This window comes from Psychrobacter sp. ANT_WB68 (assembly GCF_008369115.1).
Taxonomy (GTDB): domain Bacteria; phylum Pseudomonadota; class Gammaproteobacteria; order Pseudomonadales; family Moraxellaceae; genus Psychrobacter.
This window is the reverse complement of the sequence record NZ_VOAZ01000006.1, coordinates 1-25254: the sequence shown is the minus strand read 5'-3', so window position 1 is coordinate 25254 and position 25254 is coordinate 1. Positions and strand designations below refer to the sequence as shown.

Sequence of the window (25254 nt, the reverse complement as noted above, 5' to 3'; positions counted from 1 at the left end):
TATTTAAGATAGCTGGGCTTTTCAATTTTTATCGATATTTAACTTAACCTTTTACATGAACGCTAAGGTAATTTCATATCGCCATCAACCAACCAACCAAGGCGGCGCATCACATAGGCGACCACACCAGCGATGAGCGCAGGTAGGACGAACATCAATAAAACAATCGCCGTCCATAACTGAGCGCTGCTCATGATTTCTTGTGACGCCTCAATGACGCCAAACACTCCAACCAACCCTGCCGTGCCCATGCCTGCGCCAGTCGCCGTACAAGCTAGGCCAAAACCGACGGTCGCGATAGGACCAACAATGGCGCTAGCAATCACAGCAGGCAATAAAACGATAGGTTTTTTGAGGACATTAGGAATTTGTAGCATACTGGTGCCAAGTCCTTGAGATATCACGCCGCTGACACCGTTATCTTTAAAACTGGCCACTGCAAAGCCAATCATATGCGCGGCACAGCCGACGACGGCAGCCCCACCCGCTAAGCCGCCAAGCCCAATAGCGATACAGATAGCAGCGCTTGAGGTCGGTAGTGTCAATAAAATGCCAACAACAACCGCTATCACAATACCCATTAGTAATGGCTGCAATTCAGTAGCTGCTTGAATACCTTGACCAATGGCATTGACAGCAGCAACGACCGGAGGATTAAGCAGCGCACAGACAATTAGTGCCACCGTACAGACTAATAAAGGGATAAGCAAAATATCAAGCTTGGTCTTGCCAGCGACCCAAGTCCCAGCACGATAAGCAAAGACTGAGGTCAAATACGCACCAATCGGATTACCGGGCACCGCAGCGAAGGTTGCTGGGCCTGTTTCTTGCGCCATAAATAGGTTGCCTGCCATTAAAGCTTCAGAATGGGCACCGAGCATCCCTGCGACTAAGCAGCTAAGCATCACTAAAGTTGGCGCTTTAAGATAGTAAGCGATACCGACACCGATGCCCGCACCCATTAATACTGACGCCAGCTTGCCGACCGCTACCAGTGCAGGTAAAGCTAACCAACCACCGATTTGCGAGATGATAAGACCGGCAATGAGGGTAACAAACAGTCCTAACGCCATCCCGGTAAAAGCATCGATGAAATACTTTTGAAAAAAAGCACTAATCATACCGACGGTTGCAGTTTCTGAAGGAGTCACAGTCATCATGATGCTCTTATATTAAGTTTGATAAAAGATGCCAAAAAGTATACGAAAAAAAAGGGATAAAAAAAGCGCCACAGTGACGCTGTTTTTATCAATACTTTGTTATCATTACTTTGTTAGTTGATCAACAAGATCAATCAACAACAGTGATGAAAAAACCACTAAACCTTGCGTTGAATGGCATAATTTGACCGCGTTGCTTAACGACGTTGTTCGACGATAATAGAGTCAATACCGTTATTTTGCAGGCGCTGCTGGGCAGTAGCAACCGCTTGACGGTTATTCATCGGGCGCGAGATAACCTGATAGATAGGCAAACCATTACCCGTGGTATTTTTCACAACTCTAGCATCAACACCCGCCATCAGCACTTGGGCGCGGCGACGATCTGCTTCATCCGCGTCACCAAAGCTATTAATTTGTAATATATAGGTCGCTGCAGGCTTAGCTGGCTGTACGCTAGCATTTGCGGTATTGGTTTTGTTTGCACTCGCACCCGTATTACTGGCAGCTGGTGTTCCATCGTAGGTCGCATCTTCTTCAACGATGACAATATCGTCGTCATTACTGCTGGTGGCTGCGTTATTAGCATTGTTGCCACGATTCGGTTCAATAGTGGTATTTTCAGAGATGCCAAAATTACCCCCATCATTAGCAGGAGTCGTACTTTGAGGCTGATTGACGATCACATCCGGCTCGAAGTCAGTGATTTGACCTGATTGGCTACCACTGCCTTCCCCAAAATCTTCATCAGGAATCGTTGCCATCTCTTGATTGGGCAGAATATCATAGAACTCATAATCACCATTATCGGTATCGGTATCGACCCGTTGTTGTACTTGTCTATCAGGATCGGCACCGTCGTCACTGCCCGCAGGACTAAAGTTGAACAATGGTGAGAGGTATAAAAACACCCCAATCATGAGCGTCAATACCGCCCCAACAAACATCCATAATAAGCCTGACACACTACTTGTTTTGCGTTTTTCAGTGGCACCTTTTGGTTTTTTGGCTAACATGGATCTCGTTCTCCCTACTGAATATATCTGTCGTTATCGAATTATCGTCGAATGATGGCTCTCAGCCGTCTCTCTTTATACTACATGCTAGACGGCGCAGACAAGCCTAATAAGCTAAGCCCATTGCTCAATACCTGCCTGACCGCTTTAGATAAGCGTAGGCGAGCCTGCATCATATTCATCTCATCTTGGCTTGGCGTCTCACCTGACGTTAGGCTGACAGGTAAGATGCGATTGCTATCATACCAACCATGAAATAGCGCTGCCAACTCTTTCAGATAGTTGGTTAAGATGTGCGGCTCATAGCCTGTCGCTGCACGCAACAAGGTTGCAGGATACGCCGCTAACAACTTAATCAATTCTTCTTCGCTCGGCGCAATCAGCAACTGCTGCTGCTCGGCACCAATAATGTCATTCACTTGCAGCCCACTGTTTTCTAGTTTTTCTAACACACGGCAAACTCGTGCATGCGCATACTGGATATAGTAAACCAGGTTGTCTTTACTTTGAGATTTAGCAAGCTCTAAGTCAAAATCAACGTGTACTTCAGGCTTACGTGCGACATAGTAGAAACGTGCGGCATCGTTACCGACTTCATGACGCAGCTCACGTAACGTGACAAATTTTCCCGAACGTGACGACATTTGCACTTTTTCACTACCGCGCCATAAAGCGACAAACTGTACCAGCACCACATCAAGACGGTCGGCATCGATACCAAGCGCCGTCAACGCCGCTTTTACCCGTGGGACATAACCATGATGGTCGGCACCCCAGACGTTAATAACTTTGTCAAAACCGCGATCGAATTTGTTTTTATGATAAGCGATATCAGAGGCAAAATAGGTACTTTGACCATTGGCACGGCGTACCACACGGTCTTTTTCATCACCAAAATCGGTCGATTTGAACCAGATATTGCCGTCCTTTTCGTACAAATAGCCTTTTTCATCTAGGATTTGTAAGACGGGCTCAATCTCGCTATCGATGGATCTTTCACTAAACCAGCATTCATAGCGGACGCCAAAGTCATTTAAGTCGTCTTTGATATCAGCCAAAATACTGCTCAATGCGGCATTTAAGAATAGCTCGTAGCCCTCACCAAGCAAAGCTTTACTATTGGCAATCAGTCCGTCAATATGAGCTTCTTTATCGCCTGATAGCAGCACTTTTTCGCCATCAGCATTTATCTCAAACTGCGCATCTGCTGACACGTCTTTGGCAATTTCTGCAAAACTGTGGACGTAGCTATCCCCATGCTGTGTCTTTAGTGTCTGAGCAATATCACTGACATAATCGCCTTGATAGCCGTTGACTGGGAATATGACTGACTCGCCGTTGGCTTCTAGATAACGCAAATACGTACTGGTCGCTAAGATATCCATCTGTCGACCAGCATCATTGACATAATACTCACGCGTAACATCATAGCCAATGGCTTCAAGCAAGTTTGCCACGCTCATACCAAATGCGGCACCGCGGCCATGACCGACGTGCAGACTAGACGTGGGGTTAGCAGAAACAAATTCAACTTGTATTTTTTGACCCTTAAACTGCTTGCTTAAACCAAAGCGTTCTTGCAGCTTAAAGATATCGTCTAACACGGCGAATTTGGCTTCGGTATTTAAGAACACGTTGATGAAGCCGGGACCTGCGATTTCTACTTGGCAAATATCTTGATTTTCAGGCAAGGCGTTGACGATTTTTTCAGCAAGCTGGCGCGGATTGGCTTTCGCAGCTTTGGCGGCCGTTAGCGCGATATTGCTCGCAAAGTCACCATGACTGGTATCTTTTGTACGCGTAATTTGGCTATTATTTTGCCAATCAGCCGGTAGTTCGCCGTCATCTTTTAGGACTTGGATGGCACTATCAAATAGTGAGGCGAGCGTATCAATTTGGGCTTGTGACATAGGACTATAAACTCAGATAAATGAACAAAAAAATTGGTGAACTATAAGATAATACGAAAAAAATAAGAAACCTATAAATATAACAACCTTTACACGCTATTGCACTATTTGGAAAAAAAATAGCGTTAAAATTACTGCTATTATAACGGATACGCGCTGCTTAGGATTTAATGACTATTATAAGCTGCAAATAGAGGGTTATTTAAACTGATTGTAGCGTTACTGTTGCCTGACGTTAGTGAAATATTTATAGCGGCCCTATTCCGCGTTATAATCACGCCATCTATTGCCTACTTTCTCTACATATCTTGACTTTTGAAGTCTTATTCAAGCACTTATAAGTATTTTATTAAAAGCCATAAAAATAAATAATAGAGAAGGTGGTGTTTTATTATTTTATATACAGGATAAAAACATGTTTGCGATTGCTGCTAGTACGGTCACCAGTTGGGGAATGTACGTGTTACTACCCATCTTTATTGCTTTCTTATTTTTTATTATTTGGGATCTATCCAAAAAATCCGATGCAGGGCGCGCTGGCACCTTTTGGATGTTTTTAGCGCTTGGTGCTGGTTTTATTGGTTTTATCTTAAAAGTATTGATAGAAATGGCATTTACAAGGTGGTTTATTTAATTACCACTACTCACTGAGGCTTGCTATCACTTTTTATTTTATGACTTCACTGGTATAAGTTGGTAAATTCCATGCGCCACCAGCAAAGCCTCGACACATTCCTGTACTGGAATCTTCCGTTAGTGCAAAGGTTTTGCCGGTCCATACCCATGTTTTGCTATTCCAGCAATCACCTATTCCTCTATCCTTATGAATAGCGTAAATTTCACCATCAGAGTAATCACTCGCTGATGTTGTAATCAGTGTTGGCTTGCTTGGCTTAGTATGGTTTATGAGCCAATAACCTGCTCCCATATTATAGGCACCCTGCCAACAGAGGTGACTGGCCAAGGTATATTGGGCATTAACCGGTGTAAAATCCCAGCCTAACCTATCAGCGCCATACTCTTGCATTCGTCGATATTCTTCAGTTTTTGGATTAACCAACTCACAATCTCCCATAGTATCTACAGAGCCTATAAGCTGTTCAGAATCAATATCGACCCAATTGTTTATATTTGCTTGAAAGTACGCCAATTTTTTCGGGTCAAGCGCTTGCTTACCTTCTTTTAGCGCCTTGTCGTCTAGATAGCTATAGTCTTTTTTAACGATCGGTATTTTCAGCGCTTTTTTAAGTGTTTGTCGATTGGAATTTTTTTTACTGATAAATGCGAGTGGCGTACCTACGCGACCTTGTACTTCATCAAGTTTCAGCAATATCGCCGCCAATCCTTTATCGGATACTTGCCATTTATAAACCCCTGACGTGAACTGCATCTTAGTATTCTGGTTAACAAGTTTCAGCAGTTGCTGTAGTTGGGCGCGGCTTAACTGCCCTCTGCCGTCAGATGAAAGCTGCACCATACCATAAGATTTATCATTTAATGACAGCTCAACATTGTCAGTATTTTTTGATAATTGATCGCTCACCAATTTTTCTTGCTCATCGTAGTCCTGGCTACTCAAAATAAATTCTGCACTAGGCAGTTTTTCACCGGCTACAATCGTCAACAACATACTAGCTGACAGTATTTCTTCAGACACCGCACCTTCATTTGCATAACCAGCCGCGCGGCAAGTCAAGGTATTGTCACAGACCAATTGCCAGTCGTCTTTGACAAAACCCCAGCCGTCAAACGGCGTGCCATAAGCATCGGCGGCCATCGCAGGCAGTGACAACAAGCTGACAGCAATCATAATCACAGTGGTCGATATTTTCACAATCTCTTCTCCTTGTTTTTATGATCACCTACTGTCAGCCCTCATAAATACTATTTTTTTGCAATAATCGTGGCACGCATCGGTGCAGGATAGCCTTCGATGGTCTTTGTTGAGTCATTCACATCTAAGAAGTCTGCTAGCGAATGGTAGTTCATCCACTCCGTTTTACGCTGCTCATCGGTAGAGGTCACTGCCACATCGACGCAGCGCACTTCGGTAAATCCAGCCTTTTCTAGCCAGCCAATTAGCGCCGCTACAGACGGTAGAAAATACACATTATTCATCTGAGCATAGCGGTCATGCGGCACCAGTACGGTATTGGCATCGCCTTCAATCACCAAAGTTTCAAGCACCAGCTCGCCACCTTTGACCAATTGTCCTTTCAGCTGTTGTAAATGCTCAAAGGGTGACTGGCGATGATAGAGGACGCCCATACTAAATACTGTGTCGAACAGCTGACTGTTCTCAGGTAAAGCTTCCAGTGGCACCGGAATATAATGAGTGCGATAACCACCTGTGTCATGATCATCGGCGCTACCGACAAAATGACGAATCGCCATAAACTGATGATAGAACAAGCATGATGGATCAATAATAATGACTGTATCCGCGCCTGCCCCAGCCATACGCCAGCCATGATAACCAGAGCCACCGCCTACATCCAAAACACGCCGACCTTTTAACGTGCCCAAATGCGGTGCGACTCGTTGCCACTTCCAATCACTGTGCCATTCGGTATCGATGAAAATTGGCTCGGCTTGCTCACTACCTTCATTCTGGCTACTACCGATTTGAAAAGGGCCTTTACGCCATGGCATCAATTGCTTTAACAGAGCCGTCGCTTGTTTACGCTCAGAGTCACTCAACGGTGCATTGATTGTCAATATATCGCTATCTAACTGTACATTGTTGACGGTCAATTTTGGCAATCGTGCTACCGACGCTTGATAAGCAGGCGCATGAGCGTAATTGGCTTTGTCTTTTATATCATTTAGCCACGTTGGTAACTGCTTGAGCCACTCGTAAGCCATTGGATGGTGCTGCGCCAGTGTCAACAAGGTTAAATACAGTTCACGTTCGGCGTGGAGAATAGTGTCGTTAAGCATAAAAGCGGATTACCGTGTTGATCAACAGATAGTGTAAAAGGTAAGGTGTTTTAAAGAATCTAAGCGTTATTTAAACGCCACAATAGAAAAAAAGTTTAAAAACTGGAACCACGTCAGATGACGGGTAAAGCCAACCTCATTCAATCGCGCATGGTGCTCGTCTAACGTATCGGTAATGAGGACGTTCTCTAATGCATTACGTTTGCCGCTGATTTCCATCTCGGTATAACCATTGGCCCGTTTAAAGTCATAATAACGCTCAACCAACCACGCATCATACTGCTCATCAAAAGCATGAGTTTTTTCAGTCAATACCAGTATCCCACCTTCACTTAATGCGGCATAAATTTTCTCTAATACTGCCACCCTATCGGCAGCGGGCAAAAACTGGAGCGTAAGATTAAGAATGACCATATCGCATGGCTCAAGCTCAATATCACGAATATCAGCGGTGATGACTTCTATATCATGCTCAGGATAGTTATCACTCAGTAATGTGGTCGCTTCTGTGGTCATCGCCGGTGAAATATCAATCGCTTTAATCTGCAAATCTTGTGGCTCAAACTCGCCAGCTAAGGTCATACTTGCGGCACCAAGCGAGCAGCCCAAATCATAAATACGACTAACACGCTGACCATTATCGCCCTGTTGACGGTACTTACAGTGACGACGAGCAAATATCGGCAGCATCGCTAGCACCTGACCATAACCAGGAACACTGCGACGAATCATATCGGGAAAACAAGCCACCACTTGCTCATCAAAGGAAAAGCGCGCCGCTTTATCCAGTGGCGTGGTGAAAAGAGTGTCATGTTTAACGATGTCGGTTTTAATGGTGTCATTATTAATAGTAGCTGGCTTGGTTTGGCTCATGGGCTGGCTCATTTCTTGATAGTAGAACTTAGATTAAAGAATATGTCGTTAACGGTTTTTGAAACAACTGAAGATAGCAAAAGCTCATTATAACATTACTGTTTGTTACTTATTGCAGGCAACTGCCCTGCTAAGCTAAATGTGTATTGCTAGATAGGGAGTTTTTAAATAAATGGTTTTTTTAGACCAAATTTATTTTATATTGGACGCCTTTATACTAAAGGCTATCTAATAATACCCCTATTAAGCTCATATCTTATAGTTAAAATAATAGGAACAATTATGCAAACCATTATATTAGGCGGTGGCTGTTTTTGGTGCACCGAATCGGTCTTTCTATCCGTAAAAGGTGTACAGTCTGTGGTATCAGGCTATATGGGCGGCGATGCTGTCTCTGCCAATTACGAAGCCGTCTGCGGCGGTGATACAGGGCACGTCGAAGTCATTAAAGTCGAGTTTGATGAGTCTGTTGTGCCATTAGAAGTCATTTTAGATGTCTTTTTTGCGACGCACGATCCCACCACAATGGACCGCCAAGGTAATGATGTTGGTAGCCAATATCGTAGCGTGGTTTTTTATACCGATGAAGCGCAAAAACCAACCGTCGACCGTACGATTAATAAACTGCGCGATATGGGGCTCAATGTAGTCACAGAGGTTCATCCTGCCGTTGAGTTTTATCAAGCCGAAGAAACCCATCAAGACTTTTTTAACCGCAATCCTGGTCAAGCTTATTGCAACTTTGCGATACCGCCAAAACTTGCCAAACTGCGCAAAGAATTTAGTGAGTATATGGTGAACTAAACGATTACCATTATCCTTATACGCTATAAAAGCCAAGGGTTGAGACGCTTGGCTTTTTTATTGTGTTTAGCGCTATGATACTAATTGACATTTAAGGCATTAACATTCTAGGAATGATGATATGGATTCTGAATTTTGGCAACAGCGTTGGCAAGAAGGACGTATTGGCTTTCATCAATCTGAGGTCAATCCTCAGCTCATCAAATACTTTTTTGCTTTATCGCTACCCATTGGCAGCCGAGTATTGGTGCATTTATGCGGTAAATCGGTTGATATGCTGTGGCTGGCTCGCGCAGGCTATGATGTCATCGGTATTGAACTGGTTGATTCAGCCGTACAAGCATTTTTTACAGAGCAAAATATTACCCCTACGATTGCTGAATTTACTAGTACTACGAATGACTCAACGATAAAACGCTATCAAGGTCAGCTTGCTGGTCAAACCATTACCTTATGGGCGGCGGATATTTTTGCACTGAGCACGACAGATATTGTCGATATCGATGCCGTTTATGATAGGGCCGCATTGATAGCCTTGCCAGCAGACATGCGCCCTAGCTATAGCGCGCAAATAGGTAAACTTAGCAATAACGCGCCACAACTATTAATCACCCTTAACTACGATCAAATTAAAAAAGACGGCCCGCCTTTTTCGATTAGTCAGGAACAATTGAAGCAATATTATAATACTGAGTATGAAATCGTTGAGCTTGCAAGCCAGTCATCAACCCTTAATGCTGCATCTGAGTTAGCGGTAATTGAGCATACTTGGTTACTCAGGCATTCATCGATTCATTAATAATTTATATAAAGAATGAGAAATTTTTATGAGGCTATCCTTAGCATTCTAGCCAAACCCTCTCCGAACCTCACGCTCACGTCAATTTATAGTAACTGAGTGCTTCGATACCTTTTCTTTACTATTGAGATTGGTTACTCTAAGTCATACTAGCTTTACTTTACTTGTTTCAATTCTAAATGACAATTTTGACGTTTATAGGATATTCTCATGCGTTTGCCTTCACTCTCCACTTTATCGCTACTTAGCATCGCTGTTGGTCTCAGCCTTGCCAGTACTGCCCAAGCCGCAAAACCGCCAGCGCCAGACTTATCCAATAGCCAGTTTCAACAATGCTTAGATGGTCTAAAGAACTCTAGCAAATTTCGCGGTGTCGATAGCTATACTTTTAATAACTATCGTCCTAGCCAGCCTGACCCAAGCGTTATTCAGTCACTAAACTATCAGCCAGAATTCCAAAAAGACGTCTGGGATTATCTGTCGTCACTGGTCGATAAGGAACGTGTCGAAGATGGCATCCGTGCTAAACGCCAATGGGCAGATACTTTGCGTAAAATTGAATCGCGTTATGGCGTCAAAGCTGAGCACGTATTAGGGGTTTGGGGTGTAGAATCTAACTTTGGGCAAACATTGGGGAAAAAGCCTTTGTTTGAATCTTTAGCAACGCTGTCTTGTTTTGATCGTCGTCAAAGCTACTTCCAAGGCGAATACGCCAATGCGCTAAAAATCGTGCAAAATGGTGATATCGCACCTAGTGATATGACGGGTTCATGGGCAGGTGCGTTTGGGCAAACGCAATTTATGCCAAGCACCTTTTTAGAATTGGCCGTTGATTTTGATGGTGATGGTCGTCGTGATCTGGTCAACAGTGTTCCTGATGCGCTCGCCTCTACTGCCAACTTTTTAGACAAACGTGGCTACCGTTCTGGCGAGCCATGGGGTTATGAAGTCAAACTCCCTAATGGATTTTGGGGTGCATCGAACCGTAAAGACAAAAAATCTATCAGTCATTGGCGCAATCAAGGGCTGACATTGGCGAACGGCAGCCCTCTGCCTTCTGCTTTAGATAGTGCGGGTCTATTGTTGCCCGCAGGTCCTGACGGTCCAGCATTTTTAGTTGGTAAAAACTTCGATACTTTTTACTCATATAATGCGTCAGAAAATTACGCCTTAGCGATTGCGCATTTATCAGACTTAATCACGCGCGAGGATAGTAACAAAACCGACTTCGTCACAGCGTGGCCGACAGATGATCCTGGTATCAGCCGCCAACAATCAAAAGAGATTCAGCAAGCATTATTGAACGCAGGCTATGATATTGGAGAAGTAGACGGCATCATCGGTGATAACACTCGTATCGCTATTCAACAGTATCAATCTAGCCGCGGTATCCTACCAGCAGATGGACGCGCAGGACAGAAGTTTTACCGCGCAATCGTTGGCAATACAGCTGCTACTGGCAATCAATATGGGCAACCAGCAAATAGTCGTCCTTTAAATCCTGCCCCTGCAGACCGTATGGGACAATTGATTCAACAACAAACCAGCAACCCTACTTCTAATGCTTACTCAGTACAACCATCTGCCCAACCAACCGCTATACCATCAACATCGTCATCTAGCAATACGCGCTATCGCCGTGTGACCAATCCTGATGGCACGGTGAAACTCGTGCGTGTGGATGAAGGTTCGTAATTGGGTATTCATCCAAACGATTGATCATTGAACGAGAAAGCCACGCAAATTAGCGTGGCTTTTTTATCAAATCAATTTAATCCTTTAGCAGTAGACAGTCATTATTAAACCATCCCTCTTAAACAATCGGTGGCGGGTTTGGTTTACCATTGTCGCCGTCCCAGTTCTCACGCGCTTTATCGTCTAGATCATCAGGAGTTTTTGGCTTCCATTTACCATTCTCTTTCCATGTGGCATCGCCCCAGTCTGCATCTTCTTCTTTTCTATCCAAATCTTTATAAGCTTGAGTAGGATCGATGCCGCGACGCTTCATATCGGCTACTTGCTCTTCTAAGGTATGAAACTGATTGGCTTCGTGCATGGTTTCTTCCAAACTCGTTAGTTCTGTTTTTAGTGCATCGTTTTTAGAATTGCTCATTTCTATTCTCCCTAGTTGTTCAATGTTGTTATGTGCTTATCATCTTCATTATCACGGGTATTTAATAGCTTCACAACCGTTGGGACGTATGCTTTGTATTACAAAACGTAGCCATGAGTGAAGCGAGCACTATCTAAAAAGCTCAATACAATATTTAAAACGTAAGAGGTAGCCATTACTAATGGCTTTTGGAGGTTAACCCGAATGGTTATAAATTGGATAAGCTATTTATCAATAATAAGATGGACAGTTTGAGCTCACTAACTCAGGGGCAAAGACGGCTGCCTGTCTATTTGCGGCTTTTTATCCGCCAATAAGCTTTTTGCATAAAAGGTAAGCTTCCAGAGCTCTTGGGTGACTCGCGTACCATAGGTGGTTAATTGTATCCAATTAGCCGCTACCAATTGACGCTGCAATTGATTTAAATCATCTTGAGAAATCTGACAGCGTGCCACAGCATGAACATTTGGCATGTCTTTTTTGATATCCGGCTCAGCTCTAGTGGCGATTAAGCGATTGATGGCGCTCTGTAGACCATAGCTCGAAAAGGTAGCGGGAATTTTCATCAAGCTAACTAATACCTCTTGCCACGACAATATCATAGGTCGGGTCACATCGCTTAAATTACCCCCTTCATAGGCTTGCGCTTTATATTGAATCTCAAAAGTATCTGTCAGTATGATGGGTTTACTGACACTATCAACGGCAAGATGATTGAGAATAGCAGGGTGTTCTTGTGCTTGCTTAAGCACTCTATTGGTCGAAAAGGTCGCAACCGTTTCTTCGGTAACTACAGATTTGTTAGCTTTTATGAGCTCGTCGCTGACTCTTATCCAGCCATCCCCTACCTTATGATTGGCAACCATTTTATAATAGGCTTGAATGAGCAGCTGCTCAATATCATTTTCCGTATCATAATAATAAATCTTATCGGCTTTCTTGGTCACCATATTGGTGAATTCTTGCAGCTGCCGACTGATATTGACTTCGTTATGGTGGTTTTTCACTAATATCAATAAAGGTTTGAGCTTGGCTTTGGCATTGAGATAGCTTAAATGCATTTGACTAACGCCAGTATTTTGCGCCGTACCATAGCTGTCACCGATAATCATCAGCGCATAATCACAGGCATCAATACACTGGCGACCATATAGCGACGCTTTCGGTAATTTGCTAGAAACGTCATAGGTTAAAAAGGCGCGTGCTTGAAAAAACATCGCCACACTGTCTAAAACCAACAGCTGGTCGTTGTCAGCACATATGACGTGAATATGATAGCGACGGTTTGGCACAATCACCTCTAAACTTAGGTAGTGATATAAGGGATAGTCAGATAAGTTGCTAATGGAATTAGAATCAAGTTAAATATTCTGTTTGGCAAATACTAGCCTAGCACAATATTACTGGAATACGTTCAATTTATTGCTAATTCCACTAATATATTGCGGGATTATAACAGCTACATCACTATTGAGCATTTAAAAACTCATATTAGAATAAAACAAAGAAGCTTAAGGCGAAAGGTAATATTGTATACGAGTCTGCTTACCCAGCAAATGCTGTATCACGATACCCAGTTTCTCATCATATTTGGTCGCATAAAAAATCAATGGCGGCGATATAGCGACACTTGTTCCTGTATCGTTTAAAGCCTCATTAACTGAAACCTCGGCTGGCAATGCTAACAACTGGTTCGCTAGCAACAGTTGCTTGACGCGCTCAGCGATTGCTTGCCCCGAGTCGACAATTTCTATCGCTAATTGCTGCGCTGCAATCTCTTGGCGTAGAAAAGCTTTAAAAAATGGATAATGGGTGCAGCCCAATACCAACTGGTCGATGCCATCTTGGTCAAATAAATGTAACTGCTGGCGCAAATCCTGAGCGGTTTTGCTGTCTTCTGGCATACCCGATTCGACCCAAGGGACCAATTTTGGGTCAAAATACTTGGTTACTTTTGTGGCATTGGGGCGAGCGATACTAGTGATAACATCATTCAGTAAGGCGCCATTTAAGGTCGCCTTCGTTGCCAATACCGCGACATGACCCGTTTTACTGGCGAAGACCGCAGGTTTTACAGCAGGTACCAAACCGACAATAGGCAAATGCGGATAATAGCGTCTTGCCGTCTCTAACGCATGAGCCGAGGCGCTATTACAGGCGATAACGATAAGCTTGCAGCCTTGTTGGTACAGCCACTCTACCGCTGTCAGCGTCAAGTTTTTAATATCTTCACTACTACGATTGCCATATGGCACATGTAAGGTATCAGCATAATAAACATAACGCTCATGCGGTAATTGTTGAGCCAAATGTAGATAAACTGATAGCCCTCCAACGCCGGAATCAAACAAGCCTATTGGAGCACTGCGATCTTTATTAGCGACCTTATTCATCACATCATTATTTAACTTAACTTCTTTTATCTTAATTTCTTCTAAGTTATCATTACTCAATGTCTCTGAACGTGTCTCAGCCTGATTGGAGGCACTAGCACTATTACTGATGGTAATGCTAGGATCTGCATTTACGGCAATGTTCATTTTCATCTTACCGCCGTTTTCATAGATATATTGTCATGCGAATACGATTTATCATATTCATTCGGGCACAGCTAGGGTCGTTAATAGATAGCATTGATATCGATAAGCCATTAGTGGCTTACGATGACGAACAACTTCTGCCATGATTGATTAATGATTACTCTTAATTGGATGGCATCGATAATGCATAAGATTGACCGCCGCTTTGCAGCGTTAGTATCGTCTCACCATCACGCTCTGTCAATTCCCCAATTTCCGTTAAGTGATAAAAGGCATTACGTCCAATAAGCGCGCTCAAGCCATTTCGCACTAACATATAAGGGCGGATTTGCATATCGCTTGCTGAGCGTTTTGTTTCTTCGCTTTTACTCATGTGGTTTATGCGATTGTTATCAATATTGTCGGCACTGTCTTCAGGCATATAAGCATGCAAACTAATAGGATGCTCATCATCTAAACGCACCACATCACCAGTGGTGGTGGTAAATTCTAGCCAGCGCTTATTATCTTCATTAACGATACCGACATCATTAATCAATAACGGCGCATCTTCTACTTGAATACGCAGCTTTTGCACAGGGGTCTTTAGAAAGTACTCCACCATGCCTTCATTTTCCTCTTTCCATAAAATGGTCGCAAATAAACTGACTAATGACTGCCGGGTCATATGCACACCTTCGTGCCACCACTCACCATTGGCTTTAATAGTCAAATCCATATCGTCGACTTGCTCAGGATGCCATTTCTCCAATGGAGGGATGGCGCGCCCTTCACGTATGCTGGCAGCGGACTTAAAATACTGATTAAGTGCATCCATACTATTTAACTCGGAACCTATGTCATTTGGGGCTTGCAGGGTATTTTTATTAAGGGTGTCCACACTTTTATTATTATCATTCATCATACAATCCTTTATTTAGTAATCAAAGTTTGGCAAATCTGTTATTACTATAAATTTTAGTTTCGGGTATGATGAAAGCCTCTCGTCATTGTCCCCCTACTTATTCAATCTTACCTTAACATTGATATCTAGAAATGCGTATCGTGTTTGTAGGACTTTTCTTTTATAATGAGTAACGATTTTTTATTTAAAATGATTCAGTGGGTGTTGTATTAATGACACATTTTACGTTGTAGGTTGATATTTTTTATATCAGATATTTTTAATCTTAACGTCGTCAATTGATGCCGCAAAGACAGTTTTATCGGGCAGCCATATGTCTGAGTAACGTTAGCGCCGCAAGCCTTATTATTCAATTGTTAAGCTAATGATGCCCTGAGATAAGCCACTAAAAGTTTAGGAGTAGGTATGCAAGAGCAAGACAATCAAACGCCAGTCGTTGATAGTGACATCGTGAAGAGCAATGTTGTGAATAGCAACACCGTGAATACTGATACACCAATAGCAGAAACGGCAAACGCAGAAGCTGCTGTGCTAGACGCTCCTATGGTAGATAAGACCCCTGAGCCAGTCGTAGAACCTGTCGCTGCAGAGCCTGAAATCGAGCGTGAGTCAATGGAGTTTGACGTCATCATCGTTGGTGGTGGACCTGCTGGTCTGTCCGCGGCTATTCGTTTGCGTCAGCTTGCTATTGCAGCGGGTAACGATGAATTTATGGTCTGTGTGGTCGAAAAAGGCTCAGAGTTTGGTGCGCACACTTTATCTGGCGCTGTTATCGAGCCGCGTGCTTTAGATGAGCTGATACCAGATTGGAAAGAAAAAGGCGCGCCTTTAAACGTGCCTGCCATTGAAGACCGCGTTTATATGCTCGGTTCTGCCACCAAAGCAACCAAACTTCCTGATGCTATCGTACCTGCCAGCATGCATAATGAAGGCAACTATATCGTCTCATTAGGCAACGTCGTTCGTTGGTTGGCTGAGCAAGCAGAAGAACTAGAAGTCATGATGTTCCCAGGCTTCCCTGCTGATGAAATATTATATAACGATGACGGTTCGGTAAGAGGCGTATTAACCGGCGATATGGGCGTGGCAGCCAATGGCGAAGCCAAACCTAGTTTTGAGCCAGGTTATGAGCTACTTGGTAAATATACCATCTTTGCCGAAGGTTGCCGCGGTCATTTGGGCAAGCGCCTTATCAGTCGTTTTGATCTTGATAAAGACTCAGATCCTCAGCATTATGGTATCGGCCTAAAAGAGCTATGGGAAGTAACCCCAGAGAAACACGAGCAAGGTGTGGTCATGCACGGTTCGGGCTGGCCATTGACTGATACAGGCTCTTCTGGTGGTTGGTGGTTATATTTCGATGAAAACAACCAAGTCAGCTTTGGTATGGTCATTGATTTGTCTTACTCAAACCCTTATATGTCGCCATTTGATGAAATGCAGCGCCTAAAACTGCATCCACTCATTCGCAACGTCTTAGAAGGTGGCAAACGCCTCTCTTATGGCGCTCGTGCTTTGACCAAAGGCGGCTTAAACTCATTACCAAAATTCACTTTCCCAGGTGGCGTCTTGGTCGGTGATGATGCAGGCTTCTTAAACCCTGCCAAAATCAAAGGTACGCATACCTCAATGAAATCAGGTATGTTAGCTGCTGAAGCGATTTTTGAGGCGCTACAAGCCGGTCGTGAGCATGATGACGTGGTCGCTTATAGCACTATGTATAAAGAATCGTGGTTATATCAAGATAACTATGAAGCGCGTAACTTTGCTCCTGCAATGCACCGTATGGGTCAATGGATGGGCGGTGCTTTTACCTTTTTAGAGCAAAATCTACTAAAAGGTAAGATGCCACTGACTATCCATGATAATAAGAGAGATTATGATCAGCTAGAGCGTGCCGCTCATGCTTATCAGCCAACTTATCCTAAGCCTGACGGTAAACTGGTATTTGATAAGCTATCATCAGTATTCATCTCTAATACTAACCATGCTGAAGATCAGCCAACGCATCTGAAACTGACCGATCCCACGGTTCCTGTTTCTATCAACTTACCACTATATGCTGAGCCTGCGCGTCTATATTGTCCAGCTGGTGTTTATGAAGTGGTTAAAGATGCCGAAGGCGCTAAGTTTGTTATCAATGCGCAAAACTGTGTGCATTGTAAAACCTGTGACATTAAAGATCCGTCGCAGAATATCACGTGGGTCACGCCAGAAGGCGGCGGCGGTCCTAACTATCCAAACATGTAAATCATGTTTGAGATAATGATTGCTAGCAGTCAATACTCACTCTTCAATTTTCAATAAAAAAACCGTCCTTATTTAGGACGGTTTTTTTATTCAGGCATTTAATGATAAAGACTGCTCTGTTTGCTTAGTCAACCTGTTTAGTCAGTCCATGCATCACGATTGGCTTCATCCTTAAGCTTCACAAAATTATCGGGATCGAATTTTATTTGTGCACCGGTTTTGCCTTCTTTAATTTGTCGTTCATAATCACGCAATATTCGCAGGGCAACTGGTGACAATATTAAAATTGCCACTAAGTTGACCAATGCCATTAGACCCATTGATAAGTCAGCAAAGTTCCAAATAGCAGGGAGGCTGGCAATAGCGCCGACAAACACCATGCCCAAAACCATAAATCGGAAAATCATGATCATGACTTTGGCATTTTTTTCACCAGATATAAACTCTAGATTGGACTCACCATAACTATAGTTGGCGATGATAGAAGTAAAGGAGAAAAAGAAAATAGCAATCGCGACGAAAATTACACCCATATCGCCCACATACTGTGACAGTGCTAACTGGGTTAATTGAATACCCTCTTGTTCGACACTCGGGTCGACCACGCCAGAGAGAATAATAATGGCAGCGGTTGCCGTACAGATAACCAAAGTATCCATAAACACACCCAGCATTTGCATAAAACCTTGCACGGCGGGATGGTCAGGATGGCTTTTTGCCGTCGCAGCCGCATTAGGCGCTGAGCCCATACCTGCTTCATTGGAAAACAGACCACGTTTGATACCGTTAATCATTGCCTGTGCAATACCATAGCCAATCACACCGCCCGCCGCTTGCTCAAAGCCAAAGGCTGATTTTACAATCAAAGCAACTGCCGCTGGAAACTCGCTAAAATTGGTGATAATAATATAGAGCGCCAATAAGATATAAAGAATCGCCATGACGGGCACAATTTTACCCGCGATACGTGCTACCGAACGCAGACCGCCAAATACCACTGGCGCTACTAACACCACCAATACTAAGCCTGTCATCCACGTTGGGACACCAAAGGCTTCATTGGTCGCTTGCGCGATGGTATTTGACTGTACGCCATTGAATGCCAAACCAAAAGCAACCAACAAACAAAGCGAGAAAAATATTGCCAGCCAGCGCTTACCCAAGCCTTTTTCGATATAGTAAGCCGGTCCACCGCGATAGACATTGTCATTATGCGGTACTTTGTAGGCTTGTGCTAAGGTTGACTCGATGAAACTGGTCGACATGCCCACTATCGCCGTCATCCACATCCAAAAAACTGCCCCTGGTCCCCCGAGATAGATAGCAATCGCTACTCCTGCCAGATTACCCGTACCGACACGCGCTGCAAGCGAGGTCATCAATGCCTCAAATGAGCTGATACCACCATCTTTACGACCCTGATTTGAGACCCGTAATAATTGCCACATATGACCAAAATGACGAAACTGAATAAATCGCGTAGCGATGGTGAAATAAAGGCCAGCACCAATTAGGACAAACATCAGCAGCCCATACCACGGATTGCTGGCAATCAACCAATCATTATTACCCCAAATGATACTCACACCATAGTTGACGATGCTATTAAACCAACCTGCTATGCTTTCGTTCATACTATATTTCCCTGACTGACTTTCTATATTTTTAACATATGTTATTAATTAATGTGACTGTCTACCCTCTTATGACGCTTTATTCTCTCCTGCCCTATCTAACAGTACTGGATAGCTAAGCAATAAAGTGGCAATAAAATCACCCATATCATGCTGGCGTATTTTAACTGACTGGCGATTATTTAACTGTTTCAATCCTTTATTTAGAACTTTTAATATCTATAAACTTTTGATGAGTAAAAAACTTTAAATAAAAAATCTATTGTTATAAATAAATAATAATGAAAAACTTTTAAGACTGATTAATAGTGATGGCATTATGACTATCCTTATATAACGCTTATTTATTACAAAAAAACTTGACGACATAACATGCGCTTATGGGTCCTTGATTATTATTTTTAAAATAAATGCCATTTTTGACTTCTAGCTATTAATATAGTTAGAAGAGCAAATCCTTAACGTTAATAAGGTGTTAGTAGGCTATTCTGTTAAAGACGGGAGATTTATTAATCTTTTACTAACATAAGTTAGCTATAGTTTCTATGGAACGAATATTTAGTTACATAAAGTAAATAAAATTTATTTATTGTTAATTAAGTCAATATTGTATATATTCCTAATAAGTTTATAAAAAACGCTTGCAATACTTACTGGAATGAATAAGTTTTGAAGTATTGAAGCCATATTATCGGGAAGATGATATGAATGATGAGACAGAGGATTGTCAGCCAATACCGACCTTCCTACTTAAATCTCACTGTTTATATCCGCTTAATTTAATAAAAACCTCTTTATCTCTGTTAATAGATAACGAAAGGATAAATTTTTAACCGGTTAATATTGATTTTATCCTGCAAGTTTTATGGTGTCATACCGAGCAACTTAACATCAGTGTATGTATCGCTAGCATTGAAAAAATTTGCTCATATGTTGATAATTTTGGGTTACTTATTCTGATTGATCATTCTGCTTTAGCCGTTCGTCTACCGTTTTTATGGTTGTAAGATGGACTGAGTGTCACACTGCTTTTGGTAGTAGCACAAACACTAAAGCAAAATGACTTGTCAGACTCAAATCAGTGACCTTGTTTTTATGTTAGGCAAAAGGAGTTGTCCTATGGAGAACCACAACGATTCATCAGGTTATTGGCGCGCCAATCTCCGTCTCATTAAAGTCAGCCTTGTCATTTGGGCGTTAGTCTCTTATGGTTTTGGCATCTTACTACGTCCATTATTGTCAGGTATTAGAATAGGTGGTACCGATATCAGCTTTTGGTTTGCACAACAAGGGGCTCTTATCGTCTTTATCGCCTTAATCTTCTTCTATGCATGGCGCATGAATAAACTCGATAAACAATATGGTGTAGACGAGGAATAGTCCTATGAGTCAATTTACGATTAATATTATTTTTGTAGGTCTATCCTTCGCTTTATACTTCGGTATTGCATGGTGGGCACGTGCAGGTTCGACCAGTGAATTCTATGTAGCTGGCGGCGGTGTACATCCAGTAATGAATGGTATGGCAACAGCTGCTGACTGGATGAGTGCAGCGTCATTTATCTCGATGGCAGGTATTATTGCCACTGGCGGTTATGCTGCTTCAACGTACTTGATGGGCTGGACAGGTGGTTATGTACTACTCGCCATGCTCCTAGCACCTTACCTACGTAAATTTGGTAAGTTCACGGTTCCTGACTTTATCGGTGACCGCTTTTATTCTAAAACCGCTGCTATGATTGCGGTTGTTTGTTTGATTATTGCATCAACCACTTATGTTATCGGTCAGATGACCGGTGCTGGTGTGGCATTCTCACGCTTCTTAGAAGTTGATAACACCACTGGTCTGATTATTGCGGCGGTTGTTGTATTCTTCTACGCCGTACTTGGTGGTATGAAAGGGATTACTTACACGCAGGTTGCGCAGTATGTGGTTCTAATGATTGCCTATACGATTCCTGCGGTCTTTATCTCACTTGAGCTGACGGGCAACCCGATTCCAGGTCTTGGTTTGTTCTCAAACCATATTGAAGCAGGTATTCCTATCCTAACCAAGCTTGATCAAATCGTCGTCGACTTAGGCTTTACCGCTTATACCGCTGATGTGCCGAACAAGCTAAACATGGTGTTGTTTACGTTATCACTGATGATTGGTACAGCAGGTTTACCGCACGTTATCATTCGCTTCTTCACCGTTCCTAAAGTTGCTGACGCCCGTTGGACAGCTGGTTGGACATTGGTATTTATCTCGCTATTATATTTTACTGCTCCAGCAGTAGGTGCAATGGCTCGTTTAAACTTAATCGACACCATTTATCCACAGGGTGTTGACGCGCCTGCTATCGAATATGATCAGCGTCCAGACTGGATGAGAACATGGGAAGAAACTGGTCTTATTAAGTATAACGATCTAAATAACGATGGTCGCATTCAGTTATACAGTGATAGCGGACTTGGTGCAGCAGAGCTAGCATTTGCTGCCGCAAACGCTGACGGTGGTGATGTCGCTGCTGCAACGGCTGCAGTTGACAAAGCAAAAACTGAGCATGCTTTAGAGCGTGATGGTATCTTTGTTGATAGAGGTTGGGCAGGTAATGAGTTAGATGTGAACGCTGATATCTTAGTATTGGCTAACCCAGAAATTGCACAGCTACCAGGTTGGGTTATCGGTCTTATCGCCGCAGGTGGTTTGGCAGCAGCGCTATCTACGGCAGCTGGTCTACTACTCGCTATCTCTTCAGCGATCAGTCATGACTTGATCAAGCGTAACCTAAATCCAAATATCACAGATGCAGGTGAGCTAAAAGTAGCACGTATCACGATGGGTATTGCGATTGTGGTTGCTACCTACTTAGGTATTAATCCACCAGGATTTGCCGCACAGGTCGTTGCTTTAGCCTTTGGTATCGCGGGTGCCTCACTGTTCCCAGCATTGATGATGGGTATTTTCTCTAAGCGTATTAACAACCTTGGCGCTATCGCTGGTATGTTAACGGGTTTGATTAGTATCTTAGTTTATATCTTCGTCTTTAAAGGCTGGTTCTTCATCACAGGTACTGCAAACTTCCCTGATACTGAAGAATACTGGTTATTTGGTATCTCGCCATTATCATTTGGCGCGGTTGGTGCATTGCTTAACTTTATCGTAGCATTTGCAGTGTCTTATGCAACTGCTCCACCACCAGCACATATCCAAGAGCTCGTTGAAAGTGTACGTTCTCCACGTGGGGCTGGCGGCGCAATCGACCACTAAGCGATAAGCTATCAAGTGAAGTACATGCTCTTTTACAACAATATATCACTCACAGGCAGCAGCTGCTTGTGAGTGATTTTTTTATCCAACTCTTGTTATAACAAACCTTTTTATAAGCAGTATCGTTATAAATTCATTTCTAACAAATGATTATTTTATTCATTCCTCTTTAAAGCAAAAATGATGAGAAAAGTTACCATAAGTGCCATAATAAATGCGCTTAAAAAAGTCGAACACGTGGTTTTATTTTTAATAATTGGTATGAAATGCGCTGATTGCGTTAAGGAAAAGTCTTATGCTCTTTGAGTTTATCGCTACCATAGCGGCCGGATTTGGCTTAGCTGGAATAGCCCTTGTCATAACTCACCTCAGCAAACTCGCAGGTAAGAAGGCACCAAGATGGCTTATTCCATTATTTGGCGCTATCGGCATCTTTGGCTTTCAAATAAGCCAAGAATACAGCTGGTTCGGTCAACAGCTTGCACAGCTCCCTGAGGGCGTTCATGTCGTTAAGAAAGTTGAAGAGAGTACTTGGTTTCGCCCTTGGTCGTATATTAAACCACAGACGTTACGCTTTATAGCTGCTGATAGCGGACATGCTCGTGCTAACGCCGATAACCCAGAGGTTTATTTGGTCAATTTATATTTGTTTGAGAGACGTAGAAGTGTTCAGCAAGTACCGCAAGTCATCGACTGTGCTGCTCCTGCTCGTGCAGATTATGCACTACAAGAAAAAGGCAGTAAGCTGAGCATTGATGAGCATGTTAAACAGACCACCCAGTGGCGACCTTTAGAAAAGAATGACCCGCTATATATCAATGTTTGTATCAATAAAAAATAACTCAGTCATTAAGCTGGCTATAAGCTGATTTTAAATATCTCTATAGGTTATTGAACAGGCTCTATAAAAAAACTTACCGAAAAATAAAGTTAATAACGATTATTTATTCTTGTATAGGCGTGTTTAGAATTGGCACCCAACAACAAGCCGGCGCATAGACCACCAAAATGCGCCGCAAATGAGATACCTTGCTGTGGTATCAAGCCTTGTTTAATAGTAAGCCAATATCCGGTTCCCATCACGATACAAGCAAGCAAGTAGCCCCAACGCCTAGCGAACACTGCCCCACCTATCATATAACCGAGCATCGCAAAACACAGTCCTGAGGCGCCGATATGAATCGTCAGTGGCGAGGCTATTAGCCAAGTCATCATGCCTGAGGCGACAATCAACTTAATCACAGTACGATAAGCATTATTCTCAAATAAGCCAAACAAGAACAAAATCTGCATCAGTGTCAGCGAATTTCCCAATAGATGTGAAAAATTACCATGCATCGTCCATGACGCAAACACCCCTATCATACTGCCAATATCCAATGCTCGTGGTACGATACCAAAAATATTCCATAGACCAAAAAACAATGTGTCATTGAGAAAAAACATAACCCACATTGGCAGTAGAACAAAAGCATATAGACCGATCACTTGCTTGATACGGGTCATCACGAACGTCATCACTTGATGCCACTTCATCTGCTGTTATATCCTCTTGATCTGATTAAACACATATTAGTGACTTGCAGACAACATCGTGTTTTCTACTGGTTTAAAAGATAGTGATGACGCATCTTTATCAGCAGTGAGAACACTATTGGTGTGTAATAGCGAGGTTGAATGATAAGGTACCAGCGCCGTCGGTACAAAATCACGAGCCGCATCAATATGTTTAACCGAATCATCAAAGAAAATATGCGGCGCAAATGTCTTAAGTACTGAAGTCTTTTCAAGGCCTCCCAAAAAAAATGCCATATCAAGATCTACACCCCAGTCACGCAATGTCTTGATAGCTCGCAGATCAGCAGGAGCATTGCGTGCCGTCACTAAAGCTATTTTCATCGGACAAGATTCCAAACTTGCAGGCAGACGCTCTTGCATTTTGGACAGCTTAATCAACAGTTCTGCATACGGACCTTTTTCTATCGGTAAATCACGCATTTGGGCTTCGCGGTCATGAAAAGCCTGCAAGCCTTTTTGCTTATAAAGCAGCTCGCCTGAATCATCAAATAATACCGCATCACCGTCAAAAGCGATACGCAATTGATTGGTATCAAGCTCGTAAGTATTGACGGGGGTGGCATCCAATATCGCACAGGCACAGATATTAGCATCAGCAACTTGTTGCGCGTCCTCACGGTTGGTGGTCAAAAACAAATCCACATTGAAATCTTTAATATAGGGTGCTACAGGGCTTCCTGATATAAAGGCTGAGCGAGAAATGGTTAAGTCATGTTCTCGAATCGCATTGAGCACTTGAATTCCGGTATCGGGGCTGCTTTTTGAGACGATAACCACCTCTACTAAAGGCGCCTCGACAGCGGCATCTTTGCTGCCACAGTCGTGACAATGATGGTTTAAATTCAACAATGCTTTAATCAGCGGATAACCTGCGCCAATGGTTAGCGGGTCATTTTCACGCTCCGCCATATAATCTCGGAACTCTTTCACGGCATCATTAGGACGCTTTTCTAATAGCGACACGAGATAATTCTCAGACTCTGATAAATCAAACAAAGCGGTGGCCGATATGGCAACAATTAGGGTGTTCGTAAAATCAATGGCCATGGTTTTTCTACTTAACGATTTTTTAGAAATAAGGGGATAGTTTGAAGATTACTATAGCCATCACTACCTATAATAACGAGACGCGTTATGTTAACGTCCCAATTTTCACACTCCCTATTCCCATAATAACGTATAAAAAAAGCCATAGTATCATCATGATAATATGGCTATAAAATCAAACTACTATTTTTATTTTTTGACGTAGGCAAACTTAAATAGAAGCCTTTATCTAACATCTTGTGCTATCGATACTAATTCAACAACACCAAAGATATCGCCGGAAAGGCTACTAAAATCACTAAGCGTACCAAGTCAGAGACAATAAAGGGCATCACTCCCTTGAACATATCGGACAGCTTAATATGCGGTGCCATCGCCTTAATGACAAAGATATTCATCCCCATCGGTGGCGTGATTAAACCAAGCTCTACCG

General features: G+C 42.9%; 22 protein-coding genes. 8 read left to right on the top strand and 14 right to left on the bottom strand.

Features of this window, described 5'->3' with window-relative positions; genetic code table 11:
• Nucleotides 1-62: 62 nt before the first annotated feature.
• From FQ084_RS12870 to argS, 3 genes are all read right to left on the bottom strand, one after another.
• Nucleotides 63-1160 (bottom strand): PTS transporter subunit IIC, encoded by a 1098-nt coding sequence (locus tag FQ084_RS12870; protein ID WP_262880793.1) that lies wholly within the window; start codon nt 1158-1160, stop codon nt 63-65.
• A gap of 197 nt (nt 1161-1357) precedes the next feature.
• On the bottom strand, nt 1358-2176 hold the full coding sequence (locus FQ084_RS12865; protein ID WP_149491022.1) for an SPOR domain-containing protein: 819 nt from the start codon (nt 2174-2176) through the stop codon (nt 1358-1360).
• Between the two features lie 80 nt (nt 2177-2256).
• Nucleotides 2257-4086, bottom strand: a complete 1830-nt coding sequence (argS, locus tag FQ084_RS12860; protein ID WP_149491021.1) for an arginine--tRNA ligase — start codon at nt 4084-4086, stop codon at nt 2257-2259.
• Nucleotides 4087-4501: 415 nt separating this feature from the next.
• Here argS and FQ084_RS12855 point away from each other — a divergent pair, with 415 nt between their 5' ends.
• Nucleotides 4502-4720 (top strand): DUF2788 domain-containing protein, encoded by a 219-nt coding sequence (locus tag FQ084_RS12855; protein WP_149491020.1) that lies wholly within the window; start codon nt 4502-4504, stop codon nt 4718-4720.
• Between the two features lie 33 nt (nt 4721-4753).
• Here FQ084_RS12855 and FQ084_RS12850 read toward each other — a convergent pair whose 3' ends face one another.
• The 3 genes from FQ084_RS12850 to cmoA all read right to left on the bottom strand — a co-directional run bounded on the left by FQ084_RS12850 (nt 4754) and on the right by cmoA (nt 7911).
• The gene (locus FQ084_RS12850; RefSeq protein ID WP_262880792.1) at nt 4754-5920 is read right to left on the bottom strand and encodes a DUF1176 domain-containing protein; all 1167 of its coding nucleotides are present in this window, start codon (nt 5918-5920) and stop codon (nt 4754-4756) included.
• 50 nt (nt 5921-5970) lie between these two features.
• A complete protein-coding gene (gene cmoB, locus FQ084_RS12845) occupies nt 5971-7026 on the bottom strand; it encodes a tRNA 5-methoxyuridine(34)/uridine 5-oxyacetic acid(34) synthase CmoB (RefSeq protein WP_149491019.1) in 1056 nt (351 codons plus the stop codon).
• A 66-nt stretch (nt 7027-7092) separates the two neighbouring features.
• Entirely contained in the window at nt 7093-7911 is an 819-nt protein-coding gene (cmoA, locus tag FQ084_RS12840; RefSeq protein WP_149491018.1) for a carboxy-S-adenosyl-L-methionine synthase CmoA, read from the bottom strand.
• Nucleotides 7912-8181: 270 nt separating this feature from the next.
• On the opposite strand from cmoA, the gene msrA reads away from it, so the two are divergent.
• From msrA to FQ084_RS12825, 3 genes are all read left to right on the top strand, one after another.
• Nucleotides 8182-8703: a peptide-methionine (S)-S-oxide reductase MsrA gene (msrA, locus tag FQ084_RS12835; RefSeq protein WP_149491017.1), complete on the top strand. Its 522-nt coding sequence runs from the start codon at nt 8182-8184 to the stop codon at nt 8701-8703.
• 121 nt (nt 8704-8824) lie between these two features.
• Nucleotides 8825-9502 (top strand): thiopurine S-methyltransferase, encoded by a 678-nt coding sequence (gene tmpT, locus FQ084_RS12830; protein ID WP_149491016.1) that lies wholly within the window; start codon nt 8825-8827, stop codon nt 9500-9502.
• A gap of 210 nt (nt 9503-9712) precedes the next feature.
• Nucleotides 9713-11197 (top strand): lytic murein transglycosylase, encoded by a 1485-nt coding sequence (locus tag FQ084_RS12825; protein WP_149491015.1) that lies wholly within the window; start codon nt 9713-9715, stop codon nt 11195-11197.
• Nucleotides 11198-11315: 118 nt separating this feature from the next.
• Here FQ084_RS12825 and FQ084_RS12820 read toward each other — a convergent pair whose 3' ends face one another.
• The 4 genes from FQ084_RS12820 to FQ084_RS12805 all read right to left on the bottom strand — a co-directional run bounded on the left by FQ084_RS12820 (nt 11316) and on the right by FQ084_RS12805 (nt 15056).
• Entirely contained in the window at nt 11316-11615 is a 300-nt protein-coding gene (locus tag FQ084_RS12820; RefSeq protein ID WP_149491014.1) for a hypothetical protein, read from the bottom strand.
• A 260-nt stretch (nt 11616-11875) separates the two neighbouring features.
• Nucleotides 11876-12907, bottom strand: a complete 1032-nt coding sequence (locus FQ084_RS12815; protein WP_262880791.1) for a DUF4062 domain-containing protein — start codon at nt 12905-12907, stop codon at nt 11876-11878.
• 219 nt (nt 12908-13126) lie between these two features.
• Nucleotides 13127-14161, bottom strand: a complete 1035-nt coding sequence (gene murI / locus FQ084_RS12810; RefSeq protein ID WP_410477348.1) for a glutamate racemase — start codon at nt 14159-14161, stop codon at nt 13127-13129.
• Nucleotides 14162-14318: 157 nt separating this feature from the next.
• Nucleotides 14319-15056 carry a DUF1285 domain-containing protein gene (locus FQ084_RS12805; protein ID WP_149491013.1) on the bottom strand — a complete coding sequence of 246 codons (738 nt, stop codon included), beginning with the start codon at nt 15054-15056 and terminating at the stop codon, nt 14319-14321.
• 546 nt (nt 15057-15602) lie between these two features.
• On the opposite strand from FQ084_RS12805, the gene FQ084_RS12800 reads away from it, so the two are divergent.
• Complete coding sequence (locus tag FQ084_RS12800; RefSeq protein ID WP_149491067.1) at nt 15603-17309, top strand: electron transfer flavoprotein-ubiquinone oxidoreductase; 1707 nt, start codon at nt 15603-15605, stop codon at nt 17307-17309.
• A 137-nt stretch (nt 17310-17446) separates the two neighbouring features.
• Here FQ084_RS12800 and FQ084_RS12795 read toward each other — a convergent pair whose 3' ends face one another.
• Nucleotides 17447-18943, bottom strand: coding sequence for an alanine/glycine:cation symporter family protein (locus FQ084_RS12795; RefSeq protein WP_149491012.1), 1497 nt, complete (start codon nt 18941-18943; stop codon nt 17447-17449).
• 1119 nt (nt 18944-20062) lie between these two features.
• On the opposite strand from FQ084_RS12795, the gene FQ084_RS12790 reads away from it, so the two are divergent.
• From FQ084_RS12790 to FQ084_RS12780, 3 genes are all read left to right on the top strand, one after another.
• Nucleotides 20063-20323 (top strand): DUF4212 domain-containing protein, encoded by a 261-nt coding sequence (locus tag FQ084_RS12790; RefSeq protein ID WP_011514563.1) that lies wholly within the window; start codon nt 20063-20065, stop codon nt 20321-20323.
• A gap of 4 nt (nt 20324-20327) precedes the next feature.
• Nucleotides 20328-22196 (top strand): sodium:solute symporter family protein, encoded by a 1869-nt coding sequence (locus tag FQ084_RS12785; protein WP_149491011.1) that lies wholly within the window; start codon nt 20328-20330, stop codon nt 22194-22196.
• 295 nt (nt 22197-22491) lie between these two features.
• Nucleotides 22492-23037 (top strand): hypothetical protein, encoded by a 546-nt coding sequence (locus FQ084_RS12780; protein ID WP_149491010.1) that lies wholly within the window; start codon nt 22492-22494, stop codon nt 23035-23037.
• An 89-nt stretch (nt 23038-23126) separates the two neighbouring features.
• Here the strand turns inward: FQ084_RS12780 and FQ084_RS12775 are convergent, their stop codons facing one another.
• From FQ084_RS12775 to FQ084_RS12765, 3 genes are all read right to left on the bottom strand, one after another.
• Nucleotides 23127-23732 (bottom strand): rhomboid family intramembrane serine protease, encoded by a 606-nt coding sequence (locus FQ084_RS12775; RefSeq protein WP_149491009.1) that lies wholly within the window; start codon nt 23730-23732, stop codon nt 23127-23129.
• A 36-nt stretch (nt 23733-23768) separates the two neighbouring features.
• Nucleotides 23769-24821, bottom strand: a complete 1053-nt coding sequence (locus FQ084_RS12770) for a 5'-nucleotidase (RefSeq protein ID WP_149491008.1) — start codon at nt 24819-24821, stop codon at nt 23769-23771.
• A 251-nt stretch (nt 24822-25072) separates the two neighbouring features.
• Nucleotides 25073-25254 (bottom strand): TRAP transporter large permease subunit (locus FQ084_RS12765; RefSeq protein ID WP_149491007.1); only part of this gene is annotated, 182 nt, incomplete at its 5' end.

Bases quoted from the DNA above. Each gene is read 5' to 3' on its own strand.
- FQ084_RS12870 (WP_262880793.1), bottom strand. From the start codon at position 1,160: ATGATGACTGTGACTCCTTCAGAAACTGCAACCGTCGGTATGATTAGT.
- FQ084_RS12865 (WP_149491022.1), bottom strand. From the start codon at position 2,176: ATGTTAGCCAAAAAACCAAAAGGTGCCACTGAAAAACGCAAAACAAGT.
- argS (WP_149491021.1), bottom strand. From the start codon at position 4,086: ATGTCACAAGCCCAAATTGATACGCTCGCCTCACTATTTGATAGTGCC.
- FQ084_RS12855 (WP_149491020.1), top strand. From the start codon at position 4,502: ATGTTTGCGATTGCTGCTAGTACGGTCACCAGTTGGGGAATGTACGTG.
- cmoB (WP_149491019.1), bottom strand. From the start codon at position 7,026: ATGCTTAACGACACTATTCTCCACGCCGAACGTGAACTGTATTTAACC.
- cmoA (WP_149491018.1), bottom strand. From the start codon at position 7,911: ATGAGCCAGCCCATGAGCCAAACCAAGCCAGCTACTATTAATAATGAC.
- msrA (WP_149491017.1), top strand. From the start codon at position 8,182: ATGCAAACCATTATATTAGGCGGTGGCTGTTTTTGGTGCACCGAATCG.
- tmpT (WP_149491016.1), top strand. From the start codon at position 8,825: ATGGATTCTGAATTTTGGCAACAGCGTTGGCAAGAAGGACGTATTGGC.
- FQ084_RS12825 (WP_149491015.1), top strand. From the start codon at position 9,713: ATGCGTTTGCCTTCACTCTCCACTTTATCGCTACTTAGCATCGCTGTT.
- FQ084_RS12820 (WP_149491014.1), bottom strand. From the start codon at position 11,615: ATGAGCAATTCTAAAAACGATGCACTAAAAACAGAACTAACGAGTTTG.
- murI (WP_410477348.1), bottom strand. From the start codon at position 14,161: ATGAAAATGAACATTGCCGTAAATGCAGATCCTAGCATTACCATCAGT.
- FQ084_RS12805 (WP_149491013.1), bottom strand. From the start codon at position 15,056: ATGAATGATAATAATAAAAGTGTGGACACCCTTAATAAAAATACCCTG.
- FQ084_RS12800 (WP_149491067.1), top strand. From the start codon at position 15,603: ATGGTAGATAAGACCCCTGAGCCAGTCGTAGAACCTGTCGCTGCAGAG.
- FQ084_RS12795 (WP_149491012.1), bottom strand. From the start codon at position 18,943: ATGAACGAAAGCATAGCAGGTTGGTTTAATAGCATCGTCAACTATGGT.
- FQ084_RS12790 (WP_011514563.1), top strand. From the start codon at position 20,063: ATGGAGAACCACAACGATTCATCAGGTTATTGGCGCGCCAATCTCCGT.
- FQ084_RS12785 (WP_149491011.1), top strand. From the start codon at position 20,328: ATGAGTCAATTTACGATTAATATTATTTTTGTAGGTCTATCCTTCGCT.
- FQ084_RS12780 (WP_149491010.1), top strand. From the start codon at position 22,492: ATGCTCTTTGAGTTTATCGCTACCATAGCGGCCGGATTTGGCTTAGCT.
- FQ084_RS12775 (WP_149491009.1), bottom strand. From the start codon at position 23,732: ATGAAGTGGCATCAAGTGATGACGTTCGTGATGACCCGTATCAAGCAA.
- FQ084_RS12770 (WP_149491008.1), bottom strand. From the start codon at position 24,821: ATGGCCATTGATTTTACGAACACCCTAATTGTTGCCATATCGGCCACC.